At 70.6% G+C, this 17695-nt stretch carries 19 protein-coding genes and 1 pseudogene; 9 read left to right on the plus strand and 11 right to left on the minus strand.

The features are described 5' to 3' along the window. Positions 1 to 34: 34 nt before the first annotated feature. Entirely contained in the window at positions 35 to 583 is a 549-nt protein-coding gene (locus DK368_RS18660; protein WP_240002571.1) for a bactofilin family protein, read from the plus strand. 121 nt (positions 584 to 704) lie between these two features. Here DK368_RS18660 and nth read toward each other — a convergent pair whose 3' ends face one another. Next, the gene (nth, locus tag DK368_RS18665) at positions 705 to 1376 is read right to left on the minus strand and encodes an endonuclease III (protein WP_114395494.1); all 672 of its coding nucleotides are present in this window, start codon (positions 1374 to 1376) and stop codon (positions 705 to 707) included. A 160-nt stretch (positions 1377 to 1536) separates the two neighbouring features. On the opposite strand from nth, the gene DK368_RS18670 reads away from it, so the two are divergent. Beyond that, the gene (locus DK368_RS18670; RefSeq protein WP_114395495.1) at positions 1537 to 2055 is read left to right on the plus strand and encodes a DUF2244 domain-containing protein; all 519 of its coding nucleotides are present in this window, start codon (positions 1537 to 1539) and stop codon (positions 2053 to 2055) included. Between the two features lie 77 nt (positions 2056 to 2132). Then, on the plus strand, positions 2133 to 3056 hold the full coding sequence (locus DK368_RS18675; protein ID WP_114395496.1) for a methylated-DNA--[protein]-cysteine S-methyltransferase: 924 nt from the start codon (positions 2133 to 2135) through the stop codon (positions 3054 to 3056). A gap of 221 nt (positions 3057 to 3277) precedes the next feature. Here the strand turns inward: DK368_RS18675 and DK368_RS18680 are convergent, their stop codons facing one another. Then, the gene (locus DK368_RS18680) at positions 3278 to 4297 is read right to left on the minus strand and encodes an NAD(P)/FAD-dependent oxidoreductase (RefSeq protein WP_114395497.1); all 1020 of its coding nucleotides are present in this window, start codon (positions 4295 to 4297) and stop codon (positions 3278 to 3280) included. Between the two features lie 163 nt (positions 4298 to 4460). Between DK368_RS18680 and tsaE the strand changes: the two genes are divergently transcribed. The 3 genes from tsaE to DK368_RS18695 are packed head-to-tail and all read left to right on the plus strand — an operon-like array spanning position 4461 to position 6729. Continuing rightward, complete coding sequence (gene tsaE, locus DK368_RS18685; protein WP_114395498.1) at positions 4461 to 4931, plus strand: tRNA (adenosine(37)-N6)-threonylcarbamoyltransferase complex ATPase subunit type 1 TsaE; 471 nt, start codon at positions 4461 to 4463, stop codon at positions 4929 to 4931. 35 nt (positions 4932 to 4966) lie between these two features. After that, positions 4967 to 5992 carry an aminoglycoside phosphotransferase family protein gene (locus DK368_RS18690; RefSeq protein WP_114395499.1) on the plus strand — a complete coding sequence of 342 codons (1026 nt, stop codon included), beginning with the start codon at positions 4967 to 4969 and terminating at the stop codon, positions 5990 to 5992. Further along, positions 5989 to 6729, plus strand: coding sequence for a nucleotidyltransferase family protein (locus DK368_RS18695; RefSeq protein ID WP_114395500.1), 741 nt, complete (start codon positions 5989 to 5991; stop codon positions 6727 to 6729). Before DK368_RS18690 ends, DK368_RS18695 begins: the two co-directional genes overlap by 4 nt. A gap of 98 nt (positions 6730 to 6827) precedes the next feature. Here DK368_RS18695 and DK368_RS18700 read toward each other — a convergent pair whose 3' ends face one another. Both DK368_RS18700 and DK368_RS18705 read right to left on the minus strand, forming a co-directional pair. Continuing rightward, positions 6828 to 7622: an exodeoxyribonuclease III gene (locus tag DK368_RS18700; RefSeq protein WP_114395501.1), complete on the minus strand. Its 795-nt coding sequence runs from the start codon at positions 7620 to 7622 to the stop codon at positions 6828 to 6830. A 169-nt stretch (positions 7623 to 7791) separates the two neighbouring features. After that, entirely contained in the window at positions 7792 to 8220 is a 429-nt protein-coding gene (locus tag DK368_RS18705) for a metallopeptidase family protein (RefSeq protein WP_114395502.1), read from the minus strand. 90 nt (positions 8221 to 8310) lie between these two features. On the opposite strand from DK368_RS18705, the pseudogene DK368_RS18710 reads away from it, so the two are divergent. Continuing rightward, a pseudogene (locus DK368_RS18710) lies at positions 8311 to 8631 on the plus strand (4a-hydroxytetrahydrobiopterin dehydratase); the annotation flags it as partial. A gap of 58 nt (positions 8632 to 8689) precedes the next feature. Here the strand turns inward: DK368_RS18710 and DK368_RS18715 are convergent. The 6 genes from DK368_RS18715 to nadA all read right to left on the minus strand — a co-directional run bounded on the left by DK368_RS18715 (position 8690) and on the right by nadA (position 14925). Beyond that, a complete protein-coding gene (locus DK368_RS18715) occupies positions 8690 to 9148 on the minus strand; it encodes a cyclic nucleotide-binding domain-containing protein (RefSeq protein WP_205028291.1) in 459 nt (152 codons plus the stop codon). A 175-nt stretch (positions 9149 to 9323) separates the two neighbouring features. After that, the gene (locus DK368_RS18720; protein ID WP_205028292.1) at positions 9324 to 10124 is read right to left on the minus strand and encodes an ArsR/SmtB family transcription factor; all 801 of its coding nucleotides are present in this window, start codon (positions 10122 to 10124) and stop codon (positions 9324 to 9326) included. 80 nt (positions 10125 to 10204) lie between these two features. After that, positions 10205 to 11116: an endonuclease/exonuclease/phosphatase family protein gene (locus DK368_RS18725; RefSeq protein WP_240002572.1), complete on the minus strand. Its 912-nt coding sequence runs from the start codon at positions 11114 to 11116 to the stop codon at positions 10205 to 10207. A gap of 179 nt (positions 11117 to 11295) precedes the next feature. Continuing rightward, the gene (gene nadC, locus DK368_RS18730; protein WP_114395504.1) at positions 11296 to 12147 is read right to left on the minus strand and encodes a carboxylating nicotinate-nucleotide diphosphorylase; all 852 of its coding nucleotides are present in this window, start codon (positions 12145 to 12147) and stop codon (positions 11296 to 11298) included. A 44-nt stretch (positions 12148 to 12191) separates the two neighbouring features. Continuing rightward, a complete protein-coding gene (locus tag DK368_RS18735) occupies positions 12192 to 13835 on the minus strand; it encodes an L-aspartate oxidase (protein WP_114395505.1) in 1644 nt (547 codons plus the stop codon). A gap of 64 nt (positions 13836 to 13899) precedes the next feature. Beyond that, positions 13900 to 14925: a quinolinate synthase NadA gene (nadA, locus tag DK368_RS18740; RefSeq protein ID WP_114395506.1), complete on the minus strand. Its 1026-nt coding sequence runs from the start codon at positions 14923 to 14925 to the stop codon at positions 13900 to 13902. A 350-nt stretch (positions 14926 to 15275) separates the two neighbouring features. On the opposite strand from nadA, the gene DK368_RS18745 reads away from it, so the two are divergent. Next, a complete protein-coding gene (locus DK368_RS18745) occupies positions 15276 to 15929 on the plus strand; it encodes a thiamine phosphate synthase (protein WP_114395507.1) in 654 nt (217 codons plus the stop codon). Positions 15930 to 16050: 121 nt separating this feature from the next. Then, positions 16051 to 17121, plus strand: a complete 1071-nt coding sequence (locus DK368_RS18750; protein WP_114395508.1) for a COX15/CtaA family protein — start codon at positions 16051 to 16053, stop codon at positions 17119 to 17121. A gap of 88 nt (positions 17122 to 17209) precedes the next feature. On the opposite strand, the gene DK368_RS18755 is transcribed toward DK368_RS18750, so the two are convergent. Further along, on the minus strand, positions 17210 to 17695 hold a 486-nt coding region (locus DK368_RS18755), incomplete at its 5' end, for a methionine adenosyltransferase domain-containing protein (protein WP_162306098.1).

Genomic DNA, 17695 nt, shown 5'->3' on the forward strand with positions numbered 1-17695 from the left:
TGACAGGGGTCCCGACACTTCCACGAGGCCGTCCATGAACATTCCGACCACCCAGCCCGGCGGCATGCCGGCGCCCGGTACCACCACTGCGACCGGCGCCCCGCTGGCGCAGGGCTTCAAGCCCGACATCCCGCGCCGGGTGGTGGAGATCCCGGGCACCCCGCCGAAGCGGGTCGCGCCCACGGGCACCGAGGGCAATGCGGCGGCCAGCACCGAGATGCGCAAGCTGATCGTCGGCCGCGACATCAGCCTGTCCGGCGAGATCGCCGCCTGCGACGTGCTGGTGGTCGAAGGCACGGTCGAGGCCAAGCTGCGGGACGGCCGCGTCATCGAGATCGCCGACAGCGGCCTGTTCAAGGGCTCGGTGGAGATCGACGACGCCGACATCGGCGGCCGTTTCGAGGGTGACATCACCGTGCGTGGCACGCTGAAGGTGCGCGGCACCGGCCGCATCACCGGCAGCATCCGCTACGGCACGCTGGAAGTGGAGAATGGCGGCCAGCTGTCCGGCACCATCGAGGTGCTGACCGGCGGCATCAAGCCGGCGGCGCCGAAGGTGGCCGAGACCGTCGCCGGCGAGTGATCGCCGCGACGCGGACCGTCAAGGCCCCCGCACCATCGCCCGAAGCCCCGCCCTCTCTCCCCGAGGGGGCGGGGTTCTTCATTTCAGGCTGCTGGACTTCGGGTCTCCGGTGCCAGGGACGTCAGGCCTCGGCCGCTGCGCGGCCCTTGGACAGTTCGTCGGCCGTGGTCTTGGCGGGATAGGCGCAGAGGTCGCGCACGGGGCAGGGCGGGCAGTCGGGCTTGCGCGCCTTGCAGATGTAACGGCCGTGCAGGATCAGCCAATGATGGGCATGCTGGCGGTAAGCCTTTGGCACCACCTTCAGCAGGCCCTGCTCCACCGCCTCCGGGTCCTTGCCCGGCGCCAGTCCGGTGCGGTTGGAGACACGGAAGATGTGGGTGTCCACGGCGATGGTCGGCTCGCCGAAGGCCACGTTCAGGACCACATTGGCGGTCTTGCGTCCGACGCCCGGCAATTCCTCCAGATCCTCGCGCCGGCGCGGGACCTGGCCGCCATGCCTGTCCAGCAGCATCTGCGACAGGCGGATGACGTTGGCGGCCTTGGTCTTGAACAGCCCGATGGTTTTGATGTGGTCGCGCACCGTGGCCTCCCCCAGGGCCAGCATGGCGGCGGGGGTGTCGGCAAGGGCGAACAGCGCCCGGGTCGCCTTGTTGACGCCCACATCGGTGGCCTGGGCCGACAGCACCACCGCCACCAGCAGCGTGTAGGGGTTGCTGTACTCCAGCTCGGTCTTCGGCTCGGGGTCACGGGCCGACAGGCGGCGGAAGAACTCTTCGATGGCGGCGCGCTTCACGGGATCGGACCCCTGGCTTGCTGAAATCCGCTGCGGGACCGGGCGACTGTAGCCAGCGCTCCCCGTCGGGGCAATCGCGGCCACCGGACGGGCCGGCTGCGGCGGTGCGCCCCACCTTCGCGGGCTTGTGCAGTTCGGTCACCGAACATATCATCCCGGCATGATCGAGCTGGTTCCCCCGTCATCGGCAGCACGTCCGGTGTTCTTCCGGGCCATCCTGCATCCGCACCGCAGCCTCAGCCCGGCCGGGTTCCGGCGGCTGATGCTGGCGATCACCGCGCTCAGCCTGGGTGTGGGCACGCTCTTCTTCCTCAACGGAGCCTGGCCGATCGTCGGCTTCCTGGGGCTGGACGTGGCCCTGGTCTATTGGGCCTTCCGGGCCAGCTACCGCAGCGCCCGCCTGTACGAGACGGTCGAACTGGACGAGACCGCCCTGACGGTGGAGCGGGTCGAGGCCGAGCGCCCGGTGCGGTCCTGGCAGTTCCAGCCGGCCTGGCTGCGTGTCTCCCTCGACGGGCCGGAGGAGGGGGCGGGTCACGTCCTGCTGTCCAGCCATGGCCGGCATCTGGTGGTGGGCGGCTTCCTGCCGCCGCAGGAACGCCAGGATCTGGTCCAGGACCTGACGGCGGCCCTGCACCGCTGGCGGCTGCCGCCGCATCTGCAGGGGCAGCCGGTCTGAGACCGGCGACGCGCAAGAAGCGGGTGGGGCCGGCCCGGTCAAGGCAGGCATGGTGGTGTCCCGGATTGGAGGATACCATGCTGCGCCCCCACACCGCTGCCGAGTTGCGGATGCCGACCCCGCCCGCCCCGCCGCCTGTCGCCGATGAGGACGATCCCCGCGCCCTGCGGGCCGTGGCCGCTGCCATCGAGCGTCTGGCCCGCGACTGGCAGGCCCCGCCGGGCCTGGACCAGCTGGCGGCCGAGGCGGGCCTCAGCCCCTGGCACTTCCAGCGCCTGTTCAAGCGGGCCGCCGGCATCAGCCCCAAACGCTTCGCCCAGTTCGTCACCCTGGGCCATGCGCGCCGCCTGCTGCGCCAGGACGGGACGGACCTGCTGGGGGCATCGCTGGATCTCGGCCTGTCCGGCCCGTCGCGCCTGCACGACCTGTTCGTGGTGGCGGAGGCCGCCACCCCCGGCGAGTACAAGGCCGCCGGCGCCGGGCTGGAGATCCGCTGGGGCATGCACCAGACCGGGCTCGGCCGCGCCCTGCTGGCGGCCACGCCCCGCGGGATCTGCTGGTTGAGCTTTCTGACGGAGGCGGAGCCGGGGCCGGAGCGGCATCTGGCCGAACTGGCCCTGGACTGGCCGAAGGCGCGTCTGCTGGAGGACCCCGGCGCCACCGCGGCAGTGGCGGCTCGGGCCTTCCTGCCCGGCGGGGACGGACAGGGGCCGGTGACGCTGCACCTGAAGGGCACCAACTTCCAGATGAAGGTGTGGCAGGCGCTGCTGACCATCCCCTTCGGCCAGGTCGCCACCTATGCCGAGATCGGCCGGCGCATCGGCAGCCCAACGGCGGCCCGCGCCGTCGGCAATGCCGTCGGCGCCAATCCCGTCAGCTTCCTCATTCCCTGCCACCGCGTCATCCGCGGCACCGGCGTGCTGGACAATTACCGCTGGGGGCCGGCGCGCAAGCGCGTGCTGCTGGCCTGGGAGGCCGCCCGGCTGGAGGAGCCGGCGTAGCGTCCTTTCGCCCTGCACGGGCGGGCATCCGGGCTCCTGGGGACGAGGGTCGCGCCCGGGATCCTGGATCCTCCGCCTTCGCGGAGGATGACGCGGGAAGGGCTGGAGGATGACGCGGCGAAGGCGGCGGGGGGCATCGGAGAATGGACGGCGGGCCGCGCCACCACCCGCCATCCGGTCCCGGCCGCAATCCGGGTTGCCGTCCGGACCGGGTCCCCGGATCAGGCGCCGGGGACGCCCTTGCTGGTGCTGTACTCGAAATGCAGGGCCTCGCCCGGATGCACCAGCGGGCGGATGGCGTGGGCGGCCATGGCGGCTTCGGCGAAGCCGCACAGGATCAGCTTCAGCTTGCCGGGATATGTGGCGATGTCGCCGATGGCATGGATGCCGGGCAGGGAGGTGGCCAGCGTGCGCTGATCGACGGCGACATGCCCCTTTTCCAGCGACAGTCCCCATTCGGCGATGGGCCCCAGATTCATGGCCAGACCGAAGAAGGGCAGCAGCACGTCGGCGTCCAGCAGCCGCTCCTTGTCGTCCAGATCGGCCACGCGCACGCCGGTCAGGCGACCGTCGGTCCCCTCCAGACCCGAAAGCTGGTAGGGGATCACCATCTCGATCCGGCCTTCGGCGGCCAGCGCTTCCATGCGGCTGACGCTTTCCGGTGCGGCGCGGAACTTCGGCCGGCGGTGCACCACCATGACATGGGCCGCCACCTCGGCCAGGCTCACGGCCCAGTCCACGGCGCTGTCGCCGCCGCCGGCGATGACCACGCGCTTGCCGGCGAAATCCTGACGCCGCCGGACCAGATAGTGGATGCCGTGGCCCTCATACTGCTCCAGCCCGTCCAGCGGGGGCTTGTTGGGGCCGAAGGCGCCGGCGCCGGCCGCCACGATCACGGCCCTGGCGTCGATGACCGTGCCCTTGTCGGTGGTCACGCGCCAGCCATCCTCGCCCTGCCGGGTCAGCCCCACCACCTGTTGCCCCAGATGATAGGTCGGGTTGAACGGCGCCGCCTGCTGGGCCAGCCGGTCGATCAACTCGGCGCCTTCGATGGCGGGGTGGGCCGGGATGTCGTAGATCGGCTTTTCCGGATACAGGGCCGCACACTGGCCGCCGACCATCTCCAGCGCATCCACCACATGGGTGCGCATCTTCAGCATGCCGCATTCGAACACGGCGAACAGGCCCACCGGGCCGGCGCCGATGATGACGACATCGGTGGAATGGACGGATTCAACCATGGTGCGGCACGTCTCGTGATCTGGGGAAAGCGGCTGGTCTGTTCCTGCCCCGATTTGTTCCCGCAATCAACCCTGATGCCCGCCTGGTCAGGATGCTTGCGGGCGCATGGCGGGATGACCAGTATAGGCGCCCATGACCGATGTGCCCAGATACGCGCAACCCATGACCGCCGCCACCCTGAGCCTGGATCTGCCCGATGAGGCCGCCACCGCCGCGCTGGCCGCGCGGCTGGGACCGCTGCTGCGCCGTGGGGACATGGTGGCGCTGCGCGGCGATCTGGGCGCCGGCAAGACCGCCTTCTCCCGCGCCCTGGTGCGGGCCCTGTCCGGCGATCCGGCGGAGGAGGTGCCCAGCCCCACCTTCACCCTGGTGCAGACCTATGATCTGCCGGACCTCAGCCTCTGGCATTTCGACCTCTACCGCCTGACGGCCCCGGAGGAGGTGCTGGAACTGGGCTGGGAAGAGGTGCGGGCGGAGGGCTGCGCCCTGGTGGAATGGCCGGACCGGCTGGGAGCCTGGCTGCCGGCCGAGCGGCTGGACCTGACCCTGCGCATCGCCGGGCCGACGGCGCGTGTGGCCGAGATCAGCGGTTACGGTTCCTGGGCGCCCCGCGTCTCGGCGCTGGCCCGCTGACCGCCGGTACCAGACCAGGACCACAGGGATCATCCATGTCCGAGCGCGATCAGACCATCACCGCCTTTCTCGCCGCCGCCGGCTGGGGCGCCGCCGCGCGCCGGCCCATGGGCGCCGACTGGTCCAGCCGCCGCTATGAGCGGCTGGCGCGCGGGGTCGACCGCGCCATCCTGATGGATGCGCCCGGCGAGGCGGCGGCCCAGGTGCCACCCTTCGTCCGCATCTGTGCCCTGCTGCGCGGCGTCGGCCTGTCGGCGCCGCTGCCCTATGCCGAGCAGGCGGAGGACGGGCTGCTGCTGCTGGAGGATTACGGCGACGACAGCTTTGCCGCCCTGCTGCAGCGGGGGGACGATCCCTGGCCGCTGTACCGTCTGGCCACGGATGTGCTGGTCCGGCTGCACGACCGCTTCGACACGGCCGCCGCCATGGCCGCCGCCCCGGGCCTGCCCCGCTACGATGCCGCCCTGTTCCGCGACCAAGTCATGCTGTTCGCCGATGCCTATGTGCCCGCCGCCCGCGGCCGGGCGCTGGAGCGGACGGCCCGTGCCGCGCTGGCCGCGGCCTGGGATGCGGTGCTGCCGGCGGGATTGGCCGTGCCGGACAGTCTGCTGCTGCGCGACTATCATCCCGGCAACCTGATGCTGTTGCCGGAACGGCCAGGGGTGGAGGCCTGCGGTCTGCTGGACGTGCAGGATGCCGGCATCGGCCCCATCGCCTATGACCTGCTGTCGCTGCTGGAGGATGCACGCCGCGATGTGGCACCGGAGATCCAGGCGGCCATGCTGGAGCGCTACCGCGCGGCCCGGCCGGCGGTGGACGCGACAGCCTTCGCCGCCAGCTATGCCGTGATGGGCGCGGTGCGCCATGCCCGCATCCTCGGCCGCGTGGCCCAACTGGCCGCCGGTGGCGGCAGCGCCCGCCAGCTGGCGTTCCTGCCGCGGGTCTGGGGACAGTTCGCGGCCAAACTCGACAGCCCGGCGCTGGCCCCGGTGGCGGCCTGGGTGGCGGACCATCTGCCGGCGGACGGTGCGGTGGTCCGGATCTTGGGAAGGGAGGAATGATGTCTGCCGTGCCCGCACGGGCCATGGTCCTGGCCGCCGGCCTGGGCCTGCGCATGCGCCCGCTGACGCTGACCACGCCGAAGCCGCTGATCGCCGTCGGCGGCCGCACCATGCTGGACCATGCGCTGGACCGTCTGGCCGCGGCCGGGGTGCGGCAGGCCGTGGTCAATGCCCATTGGCTGGCCGACCGGATCGAGACGCATCTGGCCGCCCGCACGGCGGAACCGCCGACCCTGCTGTCGCGGGAGGAGGCGGCGCTGGAGACCGGGGGCGGGGTGAAGAAGGCCCTGCCGCTGCTGGGGGACGACCCGTTCTTCGTGGTCAATGCCGACATCGTCTGGCTGGACGGGCCGGTGCCGGCGCTGAAGCGCCTGGCCCAGGCCTGGGACCCGGCCCGCATGGATGCGCTGCTGCTGATGGTGCCGCTGGCCCGCGCCATCGGCTATGACGGCCGCGGCGACTACCATATGGACCCGGCCGGCCGCCTGACCTTCCGCAGCGCGCAGGATCTGGCGCCCTTCGTCTTCGGCGGCGTCTGCATCATGAGCCCGGCGCTCTATCGCGACACGCCCGACGGGCCGTTCTCCAATCTGGTCCTCTGGCACAGGGCCGAGGCCGCCGGCCGGCTCTATGGCCTGCGCCACGACGGCCCCTGGTACCATGTGGGCACGCCGGAGGCGGTGCCGCTGGTCGATGCCGCCATGCGCAACCCGCGCGGCCCCGACGTGGAGCCCTGACGGACGCTCAGGACCCGGGGGCAGCCGTGCTCCCCCGGGCTCTCCGCATGCGCGGAGGAGGACGCGACAGGGCGCGGAGGCTGACCCCGCCGCCGTCGTTACAGGGCCAGGTCCACCAGCACCGGCACATGGTCGCTGGGCTTGGGTTCCCAGCCGCGGGCCTCGCGCAGGACGCGGGTGCCGGTCAGGGCCGGGGCCAGGGGCGGCGTGACCCAGACATGGTCCAGCCGCCGGCCGCGGTCGCTGGCGGCCCAGTCCGCCGACCGGTAGGACCACCATGTATAGAGCTTCTCGCTGTCCGGCACGAAGCGGCGCACGGCATCGACCCAGTCCAGCGACCGTTGCAGCGCCGTCAGCTTCTCCACCTCCACCGGTGTGTGGCTGACCACGTCCAGCAGCTGCCTGTGGCTCCACACATCCTGTTCCAGCGGGGCGATGTTGAGATCGCCCACCAGGATCATCGGCCGGTCCTTGCTGCGGTTGGCCGGGAACCAGGCCCGCATCTCGTCCAGAAAGCGCAGCTTGTGGGCGAACTTGTCGTTGACCGCGGGGTCGGGCACGTCGCCGCCGGCGGGGATATAGAGATTGTGGATCTCGATGCCGCCCGGCAGCGTGGCCAGCACATGGCGGCAATCCTGTTTCTCGCACCAGTGCTTCACATCCACGCTGGCGAAGGGCAGGCGGGACAGGATGGCCACGCCGTTGTAGCTCTTCATCCCATGCATGTGGATGTGGGTGTAGCCGCGGTCACGGAATTCCGCCGTGGGGAAGCTGTCATCCACCACCTTGGTTTCCTGCAGGCAGAGGACGTCCGGTGCCTGCTCGTCCAGCAGCTTGCACACCAGGGGCAGCCGCAGGCGGACGGAGTTGATGTTCCAGGTGGCGATGCGCACGGGTCGGGATCTCCAGGCGGGAAAACGCGGCGCGGCCGCAAGCAGGCTGCGTGGGCGCGGGACGGGGGAACAAGGGTAGAAGCGGGGACCGGTGCTGTCCACCCGGTGCCTATCCACCCGGTGCCGGCCGGCCAGTCCGGTGTGACGCCGGCGGCATCGGGAGAGGCGGTCAGTCCTCCTGCTCGCCGGCCTCGGCCTCCAGCGCCTCCATGTCGGCGTCGGAGAAGCCGAAATGGTGGCCGATCTCATGGATCAGCACATGGCGGACCAGATGGGTCAGATCCTCCCCGCTCTCGCACCAGTAATCCAGGATGGGGCGGCGGTAGAGGAAGATCATGTCCGGCCCCAGATGGGGCTGGGTCACGCTTTGCCAGGGCATGCCGACGCCGCGGTAGAGGCCGAGGATGTCGAAGGGGCTGTCCAGCTCCATCTCGCGCTCGGTCTCCTCGTCGGGGAAGTCCTCCACCCGCACCACCACATTCTGCACATGGCGCAGCAGCGCCTCAGGGATGGTGGCGGTGGCGCGCTCGGCGATGGCCTCGATCTCGGCCAGGCTGGGGGCGGTGGTGAAGCGGCGGAGGGAGGGGATCTGGGCCATGGACGAACAACACCGGTCTCGACTTGACGGCGCACCCGTTTCACGCCACGTCAGCCCTGCCGCCCCCGCAGCAGGCGGCATGACGGGAGGACGACCATGGCACAGAAACTGGCCGCGACGGCGCGGGAGGATGCGCTGAAGACCCTGACGGGCTGGCGGATGGTGGAGGGGCGCGAGGCCATCCACAAGAGCTTCCGCTTCCCCGACTTCAACGCCGCCTTTGCCTTCATGGCGCGGGTGGCCCTGTTGGCAGAGAAGATGGACCACCATCCCGAGTGGTTCAATGTCTACAACCGGGTGGACGTCACCCTGGCCACCCACGACGCCGATGGCCTGACGGAGCTGGACATCCGCATGGCCCGCTTCATGGACCGGATCGGTGGGGACGCTCCGGAGCCGGCTGCCGGATAGGCGGCGCGGCACCGGGGACGGCAGAGCGGTCGGGACCAGCCGGTGGACGTCCGGCCGGTCAGCGCGCATCGGCCAGCTGATGGGCCAATTGATGGGCCAGCGTATCCAGCCGCTCGGCCAGGACGCGCATGATGCCGATGGCCACCTGCGGAAACTCCGTGACCAGCCGCATGAACTGGTTCTTGCCGATCCGCAGCGCGACCACCGGCCCGCGGGCATAGGCGGTGACGCCGCGGGACCTGTCGCAGAGGATGCCGACCTCGCCCACGATGCTGTTGCGGCCGAGCGTGGTGATGGAGACCGGCCCGCGCGGCTGGTCGATCATCACCTCCACCGATCCGCTCAGGATGACATAGGCGCAGTCGGACTGGTCCTTTTCAAGAAACAGGGGGCTGTCCGCTGCGAATTCCACCCGCTCGCTGGTGAAGGCGAGCAGCTTGAGCATGGACATGTCCATGCTGGCGAACAGCGGCACGGAACGAAGCGCCTCCAGGTCCGCGGCGAGGGTCACGGGCATCCAGTCTCCACAGGGTCTCCCGGGGCGTTTTCTTTCTGAAAGCCCACTGTCGCGCCGGCAATCGATCCTGTCCAGGCGATGTGACGGGGATCATAGCATTTTCCCTAAAGTGCATAGGCGCGCCTTCCGCCACATCCCTGTTGCTCAACGCCCCGCCGCCCGTTGCGCCCGGATGTCAGGAGGCCGGGGCGTAACGCGGTGCGATGGGGAAGGGAGTGCCCGTTTCCACCAGGGTCTTCAGCCGTGACAAGGTTTCGGGCCAGCCATGCACCACGGCCTGCGACGTGGCCGTGTCGCCGGTGAAGTCGTCATGGATCAGGACCAGTTTGCAGGCATCCGGCGCGATGGGCGTGATCTCCCAGGTGACGCGGGATGGCGCATCGGCCGCCACCTCCGGCGACCAGCGGGCATGGAAGCTGGTGACCAGCCGGTGCGGCGGGTCCAGGACCAGGATCTCGCCCACGATCACCGCCCGCCCATCCATCAGGAAGGAGATGGCGCCGCCGACCCGCCAGTCGGTGCGGGAGGTCATGTCGAAATGCTGGTACAGCGGCGTCTTGGCATCGTCGGTGAGGATGTCCCAGACCGCCTGGGCAGACGCACGGATATAGAGTTCATAGACATGGCGGGGTGGCGACATCGGCACGGTCCTTTGCTCAACCAGGGTTTTCATATCGCTCATGGCCCGGACGAAGGGCGCGGCGTAGCGGGAAATCCAGCGGTCGGCGACCCGCTGCAACGGTGCCGGATTCAGGTAATGGCGCTTTTCCCGTCCGATCCGGCGGGTGGTCAGCAGATTGGCCTCTTCCAGGACACGCAGGTGCTTCATCACACCGAAGCGGGTCATGGGCAGATGCTGCTCCAACTCCCCCAGCGTGCGCCCGTCCTTCTCGAACAACAGGTCGAGCAGGTGCCGGCGGGCCGGGTGGGCCAGAGCGGTGAAGACCTCATCCATGCCGGCATGATAGGTGACCATATGGTCACATGTAAAGCCCCGATGATCGTTTCCCGGTTGTATCCGGCTTGGTCATCACAGCCGTTGGCGGGCGGGACCGGTCAGTCGGCAGCCAGATCGGTGGCGCCTGCCGGGGGAACGCCCAGGACGGCCCGGACCGGCAGATGGTCGGAGGCGCGGCGGGTGGTGGCGTTGCGCACCACCTCATAGGCGGCCAGATGCAGGTCGGCCGACACGAAGATGCGGTCCAGGCGCAGGGTCGGCAGGCGGGCATGGAAGCTGCGCGGGGCGGCGCAGTCCGGCAGGCGCTCGGCCAGCCGCTTCAGCCGGGGCGCCCCTGGCCGCCATTCGTTGAGATCGCCCATGAACACGGTGGGGCCGGACGGCTGGGCGTTGACGAAGGCCAGCACCCGGCTGACCTGTTCGTTGCGCTCCCATGGGTCCAGCCCCAGATGGGCGACGATGACCCGCAGCGGTGTGCCGCCGGTGTCCAGCAGGGCGGCCAGGGCGCCCCGCGGCTCCCGGATCGGCAGCGACAGGTCCAGCATCTCCACCGACAGCACCGGCAGCCGCGTCAGCAGGGCATTGCCGTAATGGGCGGTGCGGTGATGCTTGGTCGGTCCGGCCAGGGCGGTCATGCCCGTGGCCTTCTCCAGGAAATCGAACTGGTCGATGCCGCTTTCGCCGCGATGGTGCCAGCCCACCTCCTGCAGCCCGACCACATCGGCATTGAGGCTGCGGATGACGCCGGCAATGCGGTCCGGGGCGAAGCGGGCATCGATGCCGACACAGGAATGGATGTTCCAGGTGGCGATACTGACCGGGGTCCAGCCCTCCGGCACATCGCCGCTGCGGGTATCCGGCAGCGCGGTGCGGCGTCCGTCGGCCGGCCCCCCCTCCTCGGTCTGGGCGGCGCCGGCCGGACCGGCATCGGCGGGAGCCGTGTCGCGACGGCCCGCCTGGGACGGGGGATCTTCTGTCATCCGGCGCAGCAGGGGCGTGGGCTGGGGCATGGAGGCGTACCGTTTCCGTCGCGGCTGATCCGTCTGTCAACCGGCGGCAGGGACGTTCTTCCCTGACCGACCCGTCGAGCTATACCGCATCAACGCCCCAGACCCTAGACGGATCATCGTATCCGTTTGATTACGCTACGGTTCCGATTCCGTGGCACTGTTCCTGCAACCGGAGCGGATCAGGCCGGCTCGAAGTCCAGCCCCACGTCGAAATTCTTCACGGAGTGGGTCAGCCAGCCCAGGGAGATCAGGGTCACGCCCGTCTCCGCCACGGCGCGCACCGTCTCCGGCGTGACGCCGCCCGAGGCTTCGGTGATCAGGCGGCCATCCACCATCCGCACGGCCTCGCGCAGGGTGTCCGTATCCATATTGTCCAGCAGCACGGCATCCACATCCAGCCGCAGCAGCTCCTCCAGCTGGGCCAGCGTGTCCACCTCCACCTCGATCTTGACCATGTGGCCCACATGGGCGCGGGCGCGCTCCACCGCCGGGCGCAGGCCGCCGGCCGCCACCAGATGGTTGTCCTTGATCAGCACCGCGTCATCCAGGGCGAAGCGGTGGTTGTTGCCGCCGCCGACGCGCACGGCATATTTCTCCAGCGCCCGCAGGCCAGGCGTGGTCTTGCGGGTGCAGACGATGTAGGCGCCGGTGCCGGCGATGGCATCGACCAGGGTCCGGGTCTCGCTGGCGATGCCGCAGAGCCGGCCCAACAGGTTCAGTGCCGTGCGCTCGGCCGACAGGATCGGGCGGGCCGCCCCCTCGACCACGGCGATGGTGTCCCCGGCCGCGACCCGGGTGCCGTCCGTCCGCTCCACCCGGATCTCCAGACCGGGGTCGAGCAGCGTGAAGGCGTGAAGCGACGCGGCCAGCCCCGCCACCACACCGTCGCGGCGGGCCCGGAACAGGGCACGGGCGCGGGCATAGGCCGGAACGCAGGCGTCGCTGGTCAGGTCGCCGGCCAGACCCAGATCCTCCTTCAGGGCGGCGCGGACCAGATCATCATAGAGGATGGGGTAGAGCGGAGCGGTCATGGTCGGTCCAGGACTGGAGGGGAGGGGTGGACGAGGCGCGCGCGCTATTCCGCGGCCACGGTGGCGGGCAGGGGTGTGCGGGTGTTGACGATCTGACGCCGGCGCCAGACCGCCCGCGCCGCCGGCCAGTCGGTCCGGGTATGGGCGCCGCGGCTCTCCGTGCGGGCCAGGGCGGCCTCCACGATCAGGCGCGACACCAGCAGGCGGTTGGCCAGTTCACCCGCAGGCCGCACCGCGTCGGCCGCCGTGGCGGCCGGCAGCCGCGCCGCCCGGCGCTCGAGCCGCAGCAGCTCGGTCCTGGCCGCCGCCAGTCCGGCGCCGTCGCGCACCAGCCCGACCCGGGTGGCCATGATCTCCCGGGCCGCCACGGCCAGCTCATCCAGGGTGGCCCGTGTGCCGGTGACCGGCGGGACGGCGGGCAGGGGGGCCGCGGGCAGGGCCAGGGGCGCCCGGACCAGCATGTCATCCGCCGCCCGCTCGGCGAAGACCACGGCTTCCAGCAGGCTGTTGCTGGCCAGCCGGTTGGCGCCATGCACGCCGGTGCAGGCCACCTCGCCCGCGGCCCACAGGCCGCACAGGCTGGTGCGCCCGTCCTGGTCGGTGACGACACCGCCCATATGGTAATGGGCGGCCGGAGCCACCGGCACCGGGCTGACGGCGGGATCGATGCCGGCGGCGGCGCAGATGCCGGCGACGGTGGGGAAGCGGACGGCCCCGTCCGCGGCCCACAGCGCGCGCAGATCCAGGAACACGGGCTGGCCGGCGGCCACGCGGCGGCCGATGGCGCGGGCCACCACATCACGCGGGGCCAGTTCGGCCAGCGGATGCTCGGCCGGCATGAAGCGCAGGCCGTCACCATCCAGCAGATGCGCGCCGGCCCCCCGCAGCGCTTCGGTCAGCAGCGGCACCTGTCCGGCCGTGCTGCCGGCAAGGGCGGTGGGATGGAACTGCACGAATTCCAGATCGGCCAGATCGGCACCGGCCCGGGCCGCCAGGGCCAGACCGTCGGCCGTGGCCTCCACGGGGTTGGTGGTGTGGCGCCAGAGCTGGCCGATGCCGCCGCTGGCCAGCAGCACCGCGCCACAGCGGTGGAACACCCAGCCCCGGCCGGCATGATGGGCCAGAACGCCGGCCACGCGGTCGTTCTGCATCACCAGATCCCAGGCGAAGGCGCCGGTGTGGATGTCCACATGGGCGGCCTGGCGCACCCGGTCGGCCAGCCAGGCCACCAGCGTGCGGCCGGTGGCGTCGCCACCGGCATGCAGGATGCGCTGGGCGCTGTGGGCGGCCTCGCGGCCCAGAACCACGGCCCCGTCGCCGCCGCGGTCGGCCGGCAGACCCTGGGCCAACCAGCGCGACAGGCGGGCGATGCCTTCGCGCGCCAGCAGTTCCGCCACGGCCGGATCGGTCAGGCCGGCGCCGGCAGCCACCGTGTCGGCGGCATGGCTGCCGGCGGTGTCCTCGGCGCCCAGGGCCACGGCGATGCCGCCCTGGGCCCAGTGGCTGGAGCCGCCGGGCAGGTCCGGGGTCTTGGTCAGCAGCGTGACGCGCCGCGGCGCCAGCCGCAGCGCCGCCACCAGCCCGGCCATGCCGGAGCCGATGACGACGATGTCCGCCTGCTCCTCCCGCAGGGGAGCAGGCGGGTGCCCGTTCGAGTTCCAGTCCGGCCGGAAGACGCCGCCGTCCATGGCCACCTCCTGCTGCGCCCCGGTCCGGGGCGGATTGCCCTGTCGGTTGGTCCGGCGCGGGCGGTTACTTCCGGCCCACGGCCAGCATGCGCTCCACAGCCAGACGGGCGCGGTCGGCCACGGCCGGGTCCACCTCCACCCGCGGTTCCAGCGTGGTCAGGCTGGAGAGGATGTTGCTGAGGGTGATCTTGCGCATGTGCGGGCACAGATTGCAGGGCCGCACGAACTCCACCGCCGGATTCTGCACCGCCAGATTGTCGGCCATGCTGCATTCGGTGATCAGCAGCACGCGCTTGGGCTGGGTGCCTTCGACATAGTCCTGCATCTTGGCGGTGGAGCCGACGAAATCGGCCTCCGCCAGCACATCGGGCGGGCATTCGGGATGGGCGATGATGGTGATGTCGCCCTTGAACTGCCGGCGGTAGGCCGCCAGCTGGTCGCCGGTGAAGCGCTCATGCACCTCGCAGGAACCGGTCCAGGTATGGACCTTCTTCGTCGTCTGCGTCGCCACCCACTTGGCCAGATACTGGTCGGGGATGCACAGCACCTCGTCGCCGGGCAGGCTCTCGATCACCTCCACGGCATTGCCGGAGGTGATGCAGATGTCGCTCTCCGCCTTCACCGCGGCCGAGGTGTTGACATAGGTGGCCACCGGCACGCCGGGGAATTTCTGCCGCAGCAGGCGCACATCCGCCGGGGTGATGCTGTCGGCCAGGGAACAGCCGGCGCTCATGTCCGGCATCAGCACGATCTTGTCCGGGCAGACCACCTTGGCCGTTTCGGCCATGAAATGGACCCCGGCCAGGACGATGATATCGGCCTTGGTCTCGGCCGCCTTGCGCGCCAGGGCCAGGCTATCGCCGACAATGTCGGCCACGGTGTGGAAGATCTCCGGCGCCTGGTAATTGTGGGCCAGGATGACGGCGTTGCGCTCGGCCTTCAGCCGGTTGATGGCATGCACCAGCGGGGCATGGAACGGCCACTCCACCTCGGGGATGACGTGGCGGATGCGGTCATACAGAGGACGGGTCGCCTCGGCCACGGCCGGGGTATAGGCCAGCGCGGCCGGGGACTGGCTGGTGACAGACATCGACGGAAACCCTCCAGGCAGCGGAAACGGTGCGCTTCCGGGACCCACATGTCCCGCCGTTGCGGCCCGGAGGTCGGAGCGGCAGGGCTTATGCTCTATTTGAGCATTAATATCCTTATGCTCGCCCAGAGTATAAGTGGGTGTCAAGCCGGAGATTGCGGCCGCGTCATCCGATTGTCACAGAAGCGGCCTGTGTGGCCCGCATGGCACGGGCCGTCCGGCCTGTCCGATGGGGGTGTCCCACGCCGATTTCCCCGCGCCTGGGGTGGACAAGCGGTTTCCAAGCCTGAGAGTCCGTGGGTATCACTGACATTCGTTATCATTGAAATCTATTCCCGGCGGAGTTGCCGATGCCCGTCCTGCCCCAGCCGCCGCTGCTGCTGATCACCGACCGCAGCCAGGCCCGCCAGCCCCTGCCGGCTCTGGCCGCCGCCGCCCTCGCCGGCGGGTGCCGCTGGATCAGCCTGCGCGAGAAGGACCTGCCGGCGGAGGCGCGGCGGGATCTGCTGGGCCAGCTGTGGGAGGAGGCCAGCCCCTACGGCGCCCGGGTCACCGTGCATGGCGATCTGGAGGCGGCCCGCCTCTGCCACGGGGTGCATCTGCCCGGTGGCGGCAATGTCATGGCGGCGCGGGCGCTGCTGGGGCCGCAGGCCGTGATCGGCCAGTCCTGCCACACGCTGGAGGATGTGCGCCTGGCCGCCATTTCCGGTGCGGACTATGTCACCCTCAGCCCCATCTTCGTCTCGCCGTCGAAGCCGGGCTATGGTCCGGCCCTGGGGCTGGAGGTGCTGGCAGCGGCGCAGGCATTCGGTGTGCCCGTCATCGCCCTGGGCGGGATCGACGCGGAGAATGCCGCCGGCTGTCTGCGGGCCGGGGCGGCCGGCGTGGCGGTCATGGGCGGAATCATGCGGGCCGATGATCCGGCCGCAGCGCTGCGCCGGCTGACTGCGGCGCTGGGCGAGAGGCCCGCGCCGCGACCGAGCCGGGCGGCGCGGGCGGGCTGATGGGGTGCCACCCGGCACCCCCTTTGCACAAGGGCGTGGTTCCCGCGGCCCGGCTGCCTATATCATCGGCAGACGAACCATTTCCCGCCGGAAGCAGAATCCGGCCCAGCGGACATCTGCCGTGACCAGCATTCCGACGACCCATTTCGCGCCGGCCGCCGCGCCAGCACACCGCACCATCGGCTATTGGCTGCTGGCCTGCGCCGGCATGGTCTTCGCCATGGCCATCATCGGGGCCATCACCCGCCTGACCGAAAGCGGCCTGTCGATCACCGAATGGAAGCCGATCACCGGCGCCATCCCGCCGCTGAACGAGGCGCAATGGCTGGCCGAGTTCGAGAAATACAAGCGCATCCCGGAGTACCGGCTGCTGAACAGCGGCATGAGCCTGGCCGAGTTCAAGCACATCTTCTTCTGGGAGTGGTTCCACCGGCTGTGGGGCCGGCTGATCGGGCTGGTCTTCTTCGTGCCCTTCCTCTGGTTCCTGGCCACTCGCCGCATCGACCGCGCGCTCGGCTGGAAGCTGGCCGGCCTGTTCCTGCTGGGCGGGCTGCAGGGCTTCATCGGCTGGTTCATGGTCCAGTCCGGCCTATCCGAGCGCACCGATGTCAGCCATTACCGCCTGGCCCTGCATCTGGGGATGGCGCTGATCCTCTACGGGCTGCTGCTGTGGGTGGCGCTGGGACTGCTGGACCCGGCTCCTGCCGGCCAGCGGGCGGCGGGCGCCGGTGCCCTGCGCCGGCACGGGCGTATCGCCCTGGCCCTGGTCGCCCTCACCGCCGTCTGGGGCGCCTTCGTGGCCGGGCTCGATGCCGGCTTCGCCTACAACAGCTGGCCCTTGATGAATGGCCACTTCGCCCCGCCGGAGATGTGGACGCTGGAGCCGGCCTGGATCAATCCGCTGGAGAACACGGCCGCCGTGCAGTTCGTCCATCGCTGGCTGGCCATCCTGACCGCTGCCGTGGTGCTGGGCCTGTGCTGGCGCATGCGCCGCCAGCCCGATCTGGACGACCGCAGCCGGGCCGTGGCCCTGGGGCTGGCCGCGGCTGTGGTGCTGCAGGTGCTGCTGGGGATCAGCACCCTGCTGCTGGCGGTGCCGGTAGGGCTGGGCGCCGCCCATCAGGGGGGCGCCATCCTGCTGATCACCCTGGTGATCCTCGCCTTGCATCGGATCCGGCGGCCGGTGATCTGAGCGGCGCACTTTGACGGTCCCCCGACAGACGAACGGCCCGCCCCCTGGGGGGCGGGCCGTTGCATGCGGTTTGCCGGGCCTGTGCGGCTCAGAAGGCGCGGCGCAGGGCGTCGACCAGATCGGTGCGCTCCCAGCCGAAGCCGCCATCGGCTTCCGGCTCACGGCCGAAATGGCCATAGGCCGCGGTGCGGGCATAGATCGGCCGGTTCAGGCCCAGATGCTCGCGGATGCCGCGCGGGCTGAGATTCATCAGCTGGCGCAGCACGTCGGCCAGCCTGTCCTCGTCCACCTGACCCGTGCCGGCCGTGTCGATATAGACCGACAGCGGATGCGACACGCCGATGGCATAGCTCAGCTGGATCGTGCACTTCTGCGCCAGACCCGCCGCCACCACGTTCTTGGCCAGATAGCGCGCGGCATAGGCCGCCGAACGGTCCACCTTGGTCGGGTCCTTGCCCGAGAAGGCGCCGCCGCCATGCGGCGCCGCACCGCCATAGGTGTCCACGATGATCTTGCGTCCGGTCAGACCGGCGTCGCCGTCCGGGCCGCCGATGACGAACCGCCCCGTCGGGTT

It is taken from the genome of Oleisolibacter albus, assembly GCF_003336875.1.
Classification (GTDB): domain Bacteria; phylum Pseudomonadota; class Alphaproteobacteria; order Azospirillales; family Azospirillaceae; genus Niveispirillum; species Niveispirillum album.

Coding starts and splice junctions, on each gene's coding strand:
- DK368_RS18720 (WP_205028292.1), bottom strand. CDS start 10,124: ATGGTCACCTATCATGCCGGCATGGATGAGGTCTTCACCGCTCTGGCC.
- DK368_RS18715 (WP_205028291.1), bottom strand. CDS start 9,148: ATGCCCGTGACCCTCGCCGCGGACCTGGAGGCGCTTCGTTCCGTGCCG.
- nadA (WP_114395506.1), bottom strand. CDS start 14,925: ATGTCTGTCACCAGCCAGTCCCCGGCCGCGCTGGCCTATACCCCGGCC.
- DK368_RS18660 (WP_240002571.1), top strand. CDS start 35: ATGAACATTCCGACCACCCAGCCCGGCGGCATGCCGGCGCCCGGTACC.
- DK368_RS18680 (WP_114395497.1), bottom strand. CDS start 4,297: ATGGTTGAATCCGTCCATTCCACCGATGTCGTCATCATCGGCGCCGGC.
- DK368_RS18670 (WP_114395495.1), top strand. CDS start 1,537: ATGATCGAGCTGGTTCCCCCGTCATCGGCAGCACGTCCGGTGTTCTTC.
- tsaE (WP_114395498.1), top strand. CDS start 4,461: ATGACCGCCGCCACCCTGAGCCTGGATCTGCCCGATGAGGCCGCCACC.
- DK368_RS18705 (WP_114395502.1), bottom strand. CDS start 8,220: ATGGCCCAGATCCCCTCCCTCCGCCGCTTCACCACCGCCCCCAGCCTG.
- DK368_RS18745 (WP_114395507.1), top strand. CDS start 15,276: ATGCCCGTCCTGCCCCAGCCGCCGCTGCTGCTGATCACCGACCGCAGC.
- DK368_RS18735 (WP_114395505.1), bottom strand. CDS start 13,835: ATGGACGGCGGCGTCTTCCGGCCGGACTGGAACTCGAACGGGCACCCG.
- nadC (WP_114395504.1), bottom strand. CDS start 12,147: ATGACCGCTCCGCTCTACCCCATCCTCTATGATGATCTGGTCCGCGCC.
- DK368_RS18695 (WP_114395500.1), top strand. CDS start 5,989: ATGATGTCTGCCGTGCCCGCACGGGCCATGGTCCTGGCCGCCGGCCTG.
- DK368_RS18675 (WP_114395496.1), top strand. CDS start 2,133: ATGCTGCGCCCCCACACCGCTGCCGAGTTGCGGATGCCGACCCCGCCC.
- DK368_RS18725 (WP_240002572.1), bottom strand. CDS start 11,116: ATGCCCCAGCCCACGCCCCTGCTGCGCCGGATGACAGAAGATCCCCCG.
- DK368_RS18690 (WP_114395499.1), top strand. CDS start 4,967: ATGTCCGAGCGCGATCAGACCATCACCGCCTTTCTCGCCGCCGCCGGC.